The 11926-nt window shown below is 63.9% G+C and carries 10 protein-coding genes; 2 read left to right on the top strand and 8 right to left on the bottom strand.

Annotated elements, in window-relative coordinates; translation table 11 throughout:
- The first annotated feature begins 49 nt into the window (after window positions 1-49).
- Together dnaJ and ACQY39_RS11235 are read left to right on the top strand one after the other, a co-directional pair.
- Window positions 50-1201 (top strand): molecular chaperone DnaJ, encoded by a 1152-nt coding sequence (dnaJ, locus tag ACQY39_RS11240; RefSeq protein WP_263562817.1) that lies wholly within the window; start codon window positions 50-52, stop codon window positions 1199-1201.
- Between the two features lie 261 nt (window positions 1202-1462).
- Window positions 1463-3082: a response regulator gene (locus tag ACQY39_RS11235; RefSeq protein WP_428506214.1), complete on the top strand. Its 1620-nt coding sequence runs from the start codon at window positions 1463-1465 to the stop codon at window positions 3080-3082.
- 18 nt (window positions 3083-3100) lie between these two features.
- On the opposite strand, the gene ACQY39_RS11230 is transcribed toward ACQY39_RS11235, so the two are convergent.
- The 8 genes from ACQY39_RS11230 to ACQY39_RS11195 form a co-directional block, all read right to left on the bottom strand.
- Window positions 3101-4255: a PA0069 family radical SAM protein gene (locus ACQY39_RS11230; protein WP_428506212.1), complete on the bottom strand. Its 1155-nt coding sequence runs from the start codon at window positions 4253-4255 to the stop codon at window positions 3101-3103.
- Window positions 4256-4340: 85 nt separating this feature from the next.
- Window positions 4341-6356: a UvrD-helicase domain-containing protein gene (locus tag ACQY39_RS11225; protein ID WP_428506210.1), complete on the bottom strand. Its 2016-nt coding sequence runs from the start codon at window positions 6354-6356 to the stop codon at window positions 4341-4343.
- The gene (dnaB, locus tag ACQY39_RS11220) at window positions 6343-7809 is read right to left on the bottom strand and encodes a replicative DNA helicase (RefSeq protein WP_263519592.1); all 1467 of its coding nucleotides are present in this window, start codon (window positions 7807-7809) and stop codon (window positions 6343-6345) included. The genes ACQY39_RS11225 and dnaB overlap by 14 nt, the downstream gene beginning before the upstream one ends.
- A gap of 248 nt (window positions 7810-8057) precedes the next feature.
- Window positions 8058-8510, bottom strand: coding sequence for a 50S ribosomal protein L9 (rplI, locus tag ACQY39_RS11215; protein WP_263519591.1), 453 nt, complete (start codon window positions 8508-8510; stop codon window positions 8058-8060).
- A 13-nt stretch (window positions 8511-8523) separates the two neighbouring features.
- A complete protein-coding gene (gene rpsR / locus ACQY39_RS11210; RefSeq protein WP_102767400.1) occupies window positions 8524-8814 on the bottom strand; it encodes a 30S ribosomal protein S18 in 291 nt (96 codons plus the stop codon).
- Window positions 8815-8858: 44 nt separating this feature from the next.
- Window positions 8859-9146, bottom strand: a complete 288-nt coding sequence (gene priB / locus ACQY39_RS11205) for a primosomal replication protein N (RefSeq protein WP_263562821.1) — start codon at window positions 9144-9146, stop codon at window positions 8859-8861.
- A gap of 82 nt (window positions 9147-9228) precedes the next feature.
- Entirely contained in the window at window positions 9229-9591 is a 363-nt protein-coding gene (gene rpsF / locus ACQY39_RS11200) for a 30S ribosomal protein S6 (RefSeq protein ID WP_263519586.1), read from the bottom strand.
- A 180-nt stretch (window positions 9592-9771) separates the two neighbouring features.
- Entirely contained in the window at window positions 9772-11856 is a 2085-nt protein-coding gene (locus tag ACQY39_RS11195; RefSeq protein ID WP_428506206.1) for a sodium:solute symporter family protein, read from the bottom strand.
- Window positions 11857-11926: the final 70 nt, after the last annotated feature.

The following is an 11926-nucleotide window of genomic DNA, read 5'->3' as shown; positions in this document are numbered from 1 at the left end:
CCCCACGCTCGACGCGGCGCTGTTGTTTTGAACCGCACGGACCCCGCCCATGGCAAAGCGTGACTATTACGAAATCCTCGGCCTCGCCAAGAGCGCCACCGAGGACGAGATCAAGAAGGCCTACCGCAAGCTGGCCATGAAGTACCACCCCGACCGCAACCAGGGCGACGGTGCGAAGAAGGCCGAGGAACAGTTCAAGGAGGTCAAAGAGGCCTACGAGATGCTGTCCGACGCGCAGAAGCGCGCGGCCTATGACCAGTACGGTCACGCCGGCGTGGACCCCAATATGGGCGGTCGCGGTGGCCCGGGCGCGGAAGGTTTCGGCGGCTTTGCCGAGGCGTTTGGCGACATCTTCGGCGACATCTTCAACGGCGGCGGCGCCGGTGGTGCCGGCCGACGCGGCGGTGGCCAGCAGGTCTATCGCGGCAGCGATCTGTCCTATGCGATGGAGATCACGCTGGAGGAAGCGGCGCGCGGCAAGGAATCGCAGATCCGCATTCCGAGCTGGGAAGGCTGCGAGACCTGCAACGGCACCGGCGCCAAGCCCGGCACCAGTGCCAAGAGCTGCGGCTCCTGCAATGGCTCGGGCACGGTCCATATGCGCCAGGGCTTCTTCTCGGTGCAGCAGACCTGCCCGCATTGCCACGGCACCGGCAAGATCATTCCGGACCCCTGCACCGCCTGCAACGGCCAGGGCAAGGTCAAGAAGAGCAAGACCCTGGAAGTCAAGATTCCGGCCGGCATCAATGAAGGCATGCGCATCCGCTCGGCCGGCAATGGCGAACCTGGCGTCAACGGCGGCCCCTCGGGCGACCTCTACATCGAGATCCGCATCAAGCAGCACGAGATCTTCGAGCGCGACGGTGACGACCTGCACTGCACCATGCCGGTGGGCCTGACCACGGCCACCTTGGGCGGCAGCATCGAGGTGCCCACATTGGGCGGGAAGGCCGAAATCGAACTGCCCGAAGGCACCCAGCACGGCAAGACCTTCCGCCTGCGCGGCAAGGGCATCAAGGGCGTGCGTTCGAGCTACCCGGGCGACCTCTATTGCCACATCAGTGTGGAAACCCCGGTCAAGCTGACCGAGCATCAACGCAAGCTGATGAAGGAGTTGGACAAGAGCTTCCGCGATGGTGGCGAGCGTCACTCGCCCAATGCCAAGAGCTGGACCGACCGCGTCAAGGATATCTTCAAGTGAGCCTTGAAGGCTCGGCGAGCCGAGCCTGACCCGCCATGACGGCGCCCTCGCTCCTCGGAGCCCGGGCGCTTTTTTACGCCCACATGCGGCCATGCCCTGCGATCTGGCGGGCGATCACCCCCTTGTTGTGTCCTTAAGTAGGCTCAAGTCAAAGCGCCGAGCAGCCGATACTTGCTGAGTGATCCCCCATCAGCCCATCAAACCATCCCACGCCCCAGGCATGACCGGCACTGGGCCCGGACGCGCCTGCAAGGAGACAGCATGGCCATGATGGACCGCGAGATCCAGAGCGCCAGCGCGCTGATCATCGACAGCAACTCGACCTCGCGCAGCCTGCTTTCGGCCCAGTTGCGCGACCTCGGTGTGCAGCAGGTGCGCCAGGCCTCGCGGGTCAGTGATGCCCGGGTGATCCTGGAGCACAAGACCTACGACATCGTGCTGTGCGACTACCACTTCGATGGCACCGAAATGTCCGGCCAGGACCTGCTGGACGAACTGCGGCGCGAGCAGCTCCTGCCCTACTCCACCGTCTTCGTGATGGTGACCGGTGAGGCCTCTTACGCCAAAGTGGCTGAAGCGGCGGAAGCGGCGCTCGACGCCTACCTCATCAAGCCCTACACCAGTGCCTCACTGGCCGACCGGCTGGCCCACGCACGCCACCGCAAGCGCGTGCTCAAGGACATCTTCGAAGCGATCGAGAAACAAGACTTCGAGGGCGCTGCCGCCCATTGCTTGAAGCGTTTCAACGCGCGCGCCGAATTCTGGCTCTACGCCGCCCGAATCGGCGCCGAGCTGCTCCTGCGCCTGAACCGCCACGAAGACGCCCACAAGCTGTATGACGCCATCATCGAAGCCAAGACTGTGCCTTGGGCGCGTCTCGGCGTCGCGCGCTCCGAGCTGGCCTCAGGCAATCTGGTCGCGGCGCGGCGCACGCTGGAAACCTTGATCGGGGACATTCCCGATCACGCCGATTCCTACGACGTCATGGGCCGCGTGCAGATGGAGCAAGGCGAACTCAGCGCGGCCCTGGAAACCTACCGGACCGCGGCCAAGCTCACCCCGGGATGCCTGCTGCGCCAACAGCGCTGTGGCAGCCTCGCCTTCTATGCCGGCCAGCGTGATGACGCCTTGAAGATGCTGGAGCGCACCATGGCACAGGGCCTGCGCTCCAAGCTCTTCGACATGCTGAGCCTGGTGCTGATTGGCCTGATGCGCTTCGACAACAAGGACAGCAAGGGGCTCAAGTATTCGCACGACGCCATGATGCAGGAGCTGGAACGGCGCCCGCAGTCCAAGCGCCTGCAGCGCTTCGAGGCCGTGTTCCGCGGCTTACGCTTTCTGTCAGACCACAAGGTCGGCAATGCCCTGGAACTGGCGCGCCAGCTGAGCCAGGAGGCCGACGCCGAGGACTTCGACCTGGAGGCGGGCAGCTTGCTGGTCGGTATCTGGATTCGCCTCTCCAAGCTGGCCATTCAGCTCGATGAGATGGGGCCCATCATCTCCAAGTTGGGGCTGCGCTTTTGCACCTCCAAGGCCAGCTCGGAATTGCTGGTCTCGGTGAGCGAGGACAACGAGACCGTGGCCAACGAGTTCCGCAGCTGCCACACCCGCATCTTTGGCGTGGCGGAAACTGCGATGCGGCATTCCATGCGCGGATCGGCCCGAACCGGCGTGGAGCTGCTGATCCAGCAAGGCGAAGCGACCCGCAACTCCAAGCTGATCGATATGGCCAGCCTGGTGCTCAAGCGCCATGCCGAAAAGATCGACGATGCCGAGCAACTGGCCGAGCAGATTCGTGTACTGCAGGAACGCTATGTGCTTCCGATTGCCAGCCTGAACAACCGCAACCGCGCCGCCGGCGGCCTGGCCCTGCGCACTTGATCCACTGATCCGCAGGGCTCAGAACAGGCGGCCTTGCTCGGGCCCAGTTCTGCAGCCGTCCGCCTCGACATGGCCGACTGGCCGGCAAAAGAGCGACAGATCGAGCGGCTGGCGTTCTCTCGACAAACCCAGACGCGCACAGGCCTTGTGCAAGCGCTGGGACAAGAGTTCGGCCCAGATGCCCTCGCCGCGCATGCGGCTGCCAAAGCGGGCGTCGTTGTCCTTGCCGCCGCGCATCTCGCGCACCCGCGCCATGATGCGTGCGGCCCGCTCGGGCACATGGCGCTGCAGCCAGTCCTGGAACAGCGGGTTGACCTCCCAAGGCAGGCGTAGCGGGATGCAAAAAGCCGAGCGCGCACCGGCCTCGGCGGCTGCCTCCAAGATGCGCTCCAGCTCAGGCTCGTTCAAAAACGGGATCAATGGCGACACGCTGACCCCGACCGGTACGCCTGCCGACGCCAGGGTTTTGAGGGTGCGCAAGCGCCGCTGTGGCGAGGCCGCGCGGGGCTCCAGGATGCGGGCCAGCGCCGGGTCCAGCGTGGTGATCGAGATGTAGCAAGACACCAAGCGCTGCTCGGCCATGGGCTGCAGCAGGTCCAGATCGCGCTCGATGCCCGACGACTTGGTGAGCACCGAGAAGGGGTGGCGGTACTCCTGCAAGACCTCAATCAAGGCCCGCGTCAAACCGAGCGTGCGCTCCACCGGTTGGTAGGCATCCGTGGCGGTGCCGAGGCAGGTCAGGCGTGGCACATAGGACGGCTTGGCAAAGGCGGCCCGCAGTCGCTCGGCCGCATTGACCTTGGCAATGATGCGAGTCTCGAAGTCCAGCCCCGGCGAGAGGTTCAGGTAGCTGTGCGTTGGCCTGGCGAAGCAGTAGATGCAGCCATGCTCGCAGCCCCGGTAGGGGTTGATGGACTGGTCAAAGGGAATGTCCGGCGACTGGTTGCTGGACAGGATGCGCTGGGCGCATTCCTCGATGATCTGCGTGGCCGGCGGCAAGGCCTCGGGGTCGAACGATTGCGCCAAGGAACCCCAGCCGTCATCGAACTGTTCGCGCTGCTCGCCCTGAAAGCGATGGGCCATTGCCCAAGCGCTGCCCCGACCTTTCAGGGTGTCCGCGGCAATGTAGAGCGGTTGTGACGCCTGGATGGGTGGGTTTGGCCTGGATTTCATACTGTTTGTTTATACAGTATTTCGCACCAACCCGGCACAAAGAACAGCTGCCGCTCAAGCTGCTGCGGGCCCGGTGCGCTCCAAACTACAGCACGCCGGCTTCGACCAGGAAGCGCGAAGGCGAATCGGCCTTGTAGGCCAGGGTCAGGCGCTGGCGCGCACGCGTCATCGCGACGTACAGCAGATTGCGGTTTTCCGCGGCGCTGACATCGCCGACGAACTCGCCGCGCGAAAGATACGGAATCAGCACATGGTCGAACTCCAGGCCTTTGGCGGACTCGATGCTGGACAGCGTCACGCGGGTATTCAGGCGCATGCGTGCTTGGATCTGATCCTGCTGATGCAGCACCCGGAAGGCCTCGCCCAGGCCTTCGCCTTCGGCCACGATGGACTGAAGCAACTGGCTGATGTTGTCGCGCACCTGCTGCACATCCTCTTTGCGCACCAGCACCGAACGCGCAAGGCCCTCGGGCTCCAGGGCGAGTCCGAAGCTGTTTCCGAAATGTTGCAAGTCACCGGACTCCATCACCGCCATGGCCGCGCGCAGACGATTCAAAGCACGGGGCGAGGCATTGCGCAAGACCTGACCCTCGATGAAATCGCGCATGCCCTGCGGATGCTCGGTCGCCTCGGCAATGGCCTGGCGTTGGGCGGTGACGGCGTCGACCTGACGCAACTCGCTGCTCTCGATCAGGGCGCCGGCGAACAACATCAGCGCGGCCAGGGTCTGCTCGCGCAGCGGCTTGCTCACAAAGCCGCTGAAATCTCCGCTGCAGTAGGCGTACAGACCGCGCACCAGCAAAACCTCGGGCCGGCGCAGAAAAGGTGCAAAACCATCGACCCGGTAGTCCACCCCGAGCTTGAGCAGCTCGCGCTCGATCAGGATGGACTGAGCCGGCCGCCGCAAAAGGATGCGCAAATCCTTTCGCTGCGTCTGGGCCATGTGCTCGCGAGCCAACCGAGCCACCATCTGCGCCATCACGCGCGGGGATTCGCAAGGCAGCGGCTCCACTTCGGTCGCGCAGTGCAAGGCGGCGGCATAGGGCTTGTTGTGCGCGAGGCGTCCGACCATCTGGGCCAGCTCCGAGCCGAAGCGGTGGCTGGCCGTCAACGGCAAACGCAGCGGCTTGCCAATTTCCTGGACGAAGCAGTCATGCATGAAGGTCGCATCGGCGCCGGCCTGGGAGTGAATCACCTGGTCACGGTCGCCCACGCCAACAAAGGCCGCGCGCCGGTTGGCATTGAGCAAGGCCTTGAGCACGGTGAACATGGCACGGTTGGTGTCATGCATCTCGTCAACGACGATGAGCGCCAAACCCAGAGCCAGGGGCGAACCTTCGGGGGGAAGCTCCTCCATCAGAAGGGCGCGGGCCAGGTCGTAACAGGCGTCGCCCTCGAAGCGGAATTCAGGCCGGTCCGGATGGCCGCCGCGGCGAATGAACTCATAGGCCGAGCGCACCCGCAGGCTCATGTAATCGAAACCCAGCTCTTCCGCCAATGCCGGGCTCATGGCCTCGTCAGCGGCCTGCAGCTCGATCAGCATCCGCCCTTTCAGCACCGCGAAAGTGCGTAGCAGCCCTTCGGCCAAGGCGGCCGGCGAACCGTCGACGCAAAGCTCATCGGGGTGACGCTCACACGGCAGGGTTTGCGCCCGCTCAATCGCCCGCAGCAGATAGGGCTTGACCTGCTCCAGGCGCTGCAGCGCCAGCGACCTGCCACCTTCGAGGTCCTCCAGCATGTCCGTGCTGAACGCTTCAAACGTTTGGACTCGGATCGCATCCACCTGCTCGGCAGCCAAGCCGACCCAGCGCAGCTGCGCGCGCAAGGCCTGCACGGCCGGATCGGTGTAGGTCAGCGCCAGAATCATGGCGGGGTCGGCGCCCCGCTGCAGCGCCTGCGCGATGCGCAGAGCCAGCGTGGTGGTTTTGGCGGCGCCTGCGTTGGCTTCGATCAAGACATGACGCGCCCGCGCCGCCTGAATGCGCTGCTGCTCCTCCGTGGGCTCGAAACGCTGCGGCACATAGAGCAGATCCGGCAGGCTGGCGGGCTCGGTCACTGCGGGCGGCGCTGCCGCGGCGCCGCCGTCCTCAGTACTCGTCACCGACCGGGCTGACATAGTCCGGAGCCAGATTCTCGAACTTGGTGTGCATGCGCTGGAAGGCCAACTTGATGGTGCCCACCGGGCCATTCCGCTGCTTGGCGATGATGATCTCGGCCACGCCCGGCTCCTTGCACTCTTCCTTGGTGTAGTACTCGTCGCGGTAGATGAACATGATGATGTCGGCATCCTGCTCAATGGCGCCCGATTCGCGCAGGTCGGACATCATGGGCCGCTTGTCGGGCCGCTGCTCCACCGAGCGGTTCAGCTGCGAGAGCGCGATCACCGGGCACTTCAGCTCCTTGGCCAGGGCTTTCAGGCCGCGCGAGATTTCGCCGATGACCGTGGCGCGGTTTTCCTCGTTGCCGCCGCCGTTGCCGCTCATCAGCTGCAGGTAGTCGATGATGATGAGGCCGAGCTGACCGCTGATGCGGGCCTGGCGGCGCGCACGGGCACGCACCTCCGAGGGGCTCAGGCCCGGGCTTTCGTCGATGTAGATGGCGGCCTTGCCGAGCTTGTCCACAGCTTCCGAGAGGCGACCCCATTCATCGTCAGCCAAGCGGCCCAGGCGCAAGCGGCTCTGGTCGATGCGGCCCACCGAGCCGACCATACGCAGCGCCAGCTGAGCCGCGCCCATTTCCATGGAGTAGATGACGACGGGCAGGCCTTCGTTGATGGCGACGTTCTCGCCGATATTGACCACGAAGGCGGTCTTGCCCATGGAGGGGCGAGCGGCCAAGATGATCAGGTCACCGGGCTGCAGGCCGGCGGTTTGCTTGTCCAAATCGAAGAAGCCGGTGCGCACGCCGGTCACATCCTCGGCGCCGTTCTCAGCGAGCTCGTTGACGCGATCAATCAGCGCCACCACCAGGTTGTCCATGCTCTGGAAGCCCTGGCTGCTGCGGTTGCCTTCCTCATTGATGCGGAAGATCTTGCCTTCGGCCTCGTCGACGATTTCCTTGACGGCCCGGCCTTGCGGGTTCATGGCCGCGCTGGCGATTTCGTCGCTGGCTGTGACCAGCTTGCGCAAGACGGCGCGCTCACGCACGATCTCCGCATAACGGCGCAAATTGGCGGCACTCGGCACACTTTGCGCCAGGGCGTTCAGATAGGCCAGGCCTCCGCACTCCTCGGCTTTGCCGAGCGAGGTCAGTTCCTCGAACACCGTGACCACGTCAGCCGGCTTGGCTGCGTTGATCAGCTTGCCCAGGGACAGGTAGATCTGCTTGTGCTCGAAGCGGTAGAAATCCGACTCGGTGAGCAGATCACCCGCCCGATCCCAGGCGCTGTTGTCGATCAACAGTCCACCCAGCACGCTTTGTTCGGCCTCGATGGAATGCGGCGGCACACGCAGGCGGGCCACTTCTTCATCGCGGCGATCGGCACCGCCGACGCTAAAAGAGCTCGAAGAGCCTGAAGAGTTGGGCAAGGGCGTGGGTGAAAAGGTCGCGCTCATGGCTGAAGGGGTCGCTGGTCGTACGGGATGGCGGGCAGCAAAGGGCTGGAAGCTGTGAACTGGAAACTAGGACCTGGAAACTGGGTACTTCGGGGCCAGACCCTCCACCAGCCTGCATTGTGGACAAGCCTGTGGATAGCCTGGGGGCAGCGCTGTATAAACCGCTGCCCGAAAACGCAAAAAGCCGACACTGCGGACAGCATCGGCTTTTTGACTGTCTGACCACTGACGGTCAGTGACGCCTGAGTTTACTCGGCGTCGCGCACCACTTGCACGCTGATTTCCACGACCACATCGGTGTGGGCAGCGACGCTGACGGTGAACTCACCCACAGCCTTCAGAGGACCATTGGGCATGCGCACTTGAGCCTTGGCGATGGTGAAGCCCAGCTTCACCAGGCCATCGGCCACGTCGGCGTTGGTGACCGAACCGAACAGACGGCCGTCCACGCCAGCCTTTTGGCTGATGCGCACGGTCTTGCCGGCCAGGGCTTCGCCCACGGCTTGGGCAGCGGCCAGCTTTTCAGCAGCAGCCTTTTCCAGTTCGGCGCGCTTGGCTTCGAACTCGGCGATCGCGGTGGCCGTGGCACGACGTGCCTGGCGTGTCGGGATCAGGAAGTTGCGTGCGTAGCCGTCCTTGACCTTGACGACGTCGCCCAGGTTGCCGAGGTTCGCGACCTTTTCAAGCAGAATGATTTGCATGTTGGGTTACTCCTCAGACCTTGTGCTGGTCGCTGTAAGGCAGCATGGCCAGGAAACGAGCGCGCTTGATGGCGACCGTCAGCTGACGCTGGAAGAAAGCGCGGGTGCCCGTCAGGCGAGCCGGCGTGATCTTGCCGTTTTCGCCGATGAAATCGCGCAGGGTGTCGATGTCCTTGTAATCGATCTGCTCAACACCGGTGACGGTGAAGCGGCAGAAACGCTTACGACGGAACAGCAGAGATTGGGTGTTGCGCTTGGGCTTCTTGTCTTTGGAGAAGCGACCCTTGCCACGTGGTGGTGCCATCGTATGACCTCTTTAATTTAATCCGGATTCGAACAATTCGGTGTTCAGTTGGGTGTCAGAGCGGTGATGTGGAAGATCGTTCCACGGCCGTTCTTTTGAGCGCTGAGGAAGCCTGTGAACAGTGCATTTCCTCCAACTCCCAGCGACTGCAGGCGCTTGCCGATTTCACCGATCGCGACCGCCTTGATTTCCATGGAAACCTTGCGGGGCTTGCCGGCTTCCTGCACCTGGGATTCATGCTTGAGCATGCCGTCCAGGGCCATCAATCCGGCCGGTGTGTATCTGACAAGTCCCAGCTCCAGCAGCTGTGCTTGCAAAACCAGTTGGTTCAAAGTGAAGAACGCTTGCCGGTCTTGGTTTGCACGCTGGTGGCCAGTGCGCTGGCAACCTTCATGAACACGGAGCTAAGCCTGATCAGGCCGTTGCGACTTGAGGCGCCTTGCGAGCGTCTTCGCGTTCCACGGTCTTCATCATCACCGAAGGCGTGGTCTCAGCCTTGGGCTTCACCACGGTCAGGTGGCGCAGCACGGCGTCGTTGAAGCGGAAGCCGGTCTCGAGTTCAGCCAGGGTTTCCTTGCTGCATTCGATGTTGACGCACAGGTAGTGAGCCTTGGCCAGCTTCTGGATCAGGTAAGCCATCTGACGACGGCCCCAGTCTTCAATGCGGTGCACAGCGCCGCCATTGCTGGTGATCAGGGTCTTGTAGCGCTCCAGCATGGCCGGAACTTGTTCGCTTTGATCCGGATGGATCAGCAGAACGATTTCATAGTGACGCATAAATACTCCTTGTGGATTCCAGACTCACCCGACGGTCGGTTGACCCTCTCGGCTCGCCTGAGGAAGCCGCGCCACAGCGTCAATTCACGTGGTCACGGCAAGGGGGAACCCGCGATTCTAGCGCAGCTTGGTGGTTTACGCCAGCTTTTGCTTCGTGAAGCTGCTTGAGAAGCTGGCGACCTAGGGTACGCCGACGCCACCAGGCGCGGGGCTGCGCTGCGGCGGGCTGCGCAGGCGATCGACCAACTGCGCTTGCTCCGCCGCCGGCCGCGGAGTGAAGTAGCTGACCACCGCAATGGCCAGGAAGCCGGCGGGCACGCCGAAGACGCCGGCCGAAACCGGCGCAATGCCCCACAACAGCTCCGCCGGCCCCGGCACTCCCAGGGCGAGGCGCAAGCTCGGGCTCGCCACCACCATGTAATAGAGCGTCACGGCCAAACCGGTCAGCATGCCGGCCAAAGCCCCCCAGCCATTGGCGCGCCGCCAGAAGATGCCCAGCACCAGGGCCGGAAAAAAGGTCGCCCCGGCAATCGAAAACGCCGAGGTGACGAGCAAGAGGATGTCAGCCGGCCTTTGCGCCGCCACTGCAGCGGCGGCCAGCGCTGTGGCCAGAAGCAAAGCCTTGGACAAGGTGACGCGCCGCGTCATTGAAGCATTCGGGTTGAGCAGGCGGAAATAGACATCGTTCGACAAGGCCGCCGAGATGGTCAGCAGCAAGCCGTCGGCCGTGGACAGCGCGGCCGCGAGACCGCCCGCGGCCACCAGCGCCGAGATCACGAAAGGCAAACCCGCCAGCTCTGGCGCCACCAGCAAGACGATGTCGCCGCTGATGCGCAGCTCGCCCAGCTGTAAAAGTCCATCACCATTGACATCGCTGACCGACAGCAAACCAGGATCCAGGCGCGTCCACTGCATGATCCAGGTCGGCAGCTGGTCAAAGGCGGTACCCACCAACTGCGTGAAGATCTCGTACTTGACCATGACCGCCAAGGCTGGCGCCGTGAAGTAGAGCAAGGAGATAAAGAACAAGGACCAGGCCACCGACTGGCGCGCCTCGCCCACGGTGGGCGTGGTGTAGTAGCGAGTCAGCAGGTGCGGCAGGCCCGCCGTCCCCACCATCAAGCAGAACACCAGGGCCAGAAAGTTGCGACGTGACTCGTCGAACTTCAGGCGCTCGGCGGCATCACCCTCGGGGTCGCCGGCAAAGGCCAGCGCATGGGGCGGCATGCCCGCCAAGGGCTGGGCCAAGGCCGTATTGCTGGCGCGGCCGCGCTGCCATTGCTCGCTGGCTTCGGTCGGTGTGCGCGGCAAGGCCGCCTGGCTTTTCTCGGCGGCCTGGATGGCGGCCAGAGAGGCGTCCTGCGCCTTCAACAACGCGACTTGCCGAGCAGCCTCCGCCCGGTCCGCGGCCAAGGCTTGGGGCACGTCGCTGAGCTTGCGTTCGAAGCTGGCGGCGCGCTCGGTGAAGACCGCCCTGACTTGCAACTCGGCCGGGTCCTGATTCAATCGTTGTTCGGTGGCCGTGATCTGTTGCAGCTGATGGCCATAGACCCACTGCGGCCAGGGCACCCCGGTCTGCTTCAGGCACATCCAGATCACCGGCACCAGATAGGCAATCAGCAGCACGATGTACTGCGCCACCTGGGTCCAGGTGACTGCGCGCATGCCACCCAGGAAGGAGCACAGCAGGACGCCCCCCAAGCCGAGAAACACGCCGATCTCGAAGCTGAAACCCGTCAAGCGAGCGGTGATCAGGCCGACCCCGTAAATCTGGGCAACGACGTAGATGAATGACACCAGCGTGGCCGCCAAAGCTCCCAGCAGGCGCGGCGCCATGCCGCCGTAGCGAGCACCGAGAAAATCTGGGATGGTGTATTGGCCGAACTGGCGCAGATAAGGCGCCAGACACAAGGCCACCAGGCAGAAGCCCCCCGTCCAACCGAGCACATAGGCCAAGCCGCCATAGCCGCTCAAGTAAAGAGTGCCCGCCAGGCCGATGAAGGAGGCCGCGCTCATCCAATCGGCGCCGGCCGCCATGCCATTGAAGATGGCAGGCACACGCCGGCCGGCGACGTAGTACTCATCGGCGTCGGTCGTGCGGCTGAACAGGCCGATACAGGCATAGACGCCCACGGTCGCCGCGAGAAAGCTGATGCCAATCGCGTTCTTCGACAAGCCCAGTTGCTCCAGCAGGGCCAGCCCCAGCAGGAACAGAACAAAGCCCAGGGTGAAGCCCAGATAGATGCGCTTCAGGCGCGCGGCCAATGGCTGCTGAGCCTTGGCGCCGCCAGGAGGGTGAGATCGAACAAAGGCCACGGACAAATAGGGGTCAGTT

Source organism: Roseateles sp. (assembly GCF_965262435.1).
Classification (GTDB): domain Bacteria; phylum Pseudomonadota; class Gammaproteobacteria; order Burkholderiales; family Burkholderiaceae_C; genus Paucibacter_A.
The sequence above is the reverse complement of the archived record's forward strand: the minus strand, read 5'-3'. Positions and strand labels throughout refer to the sequence as shown.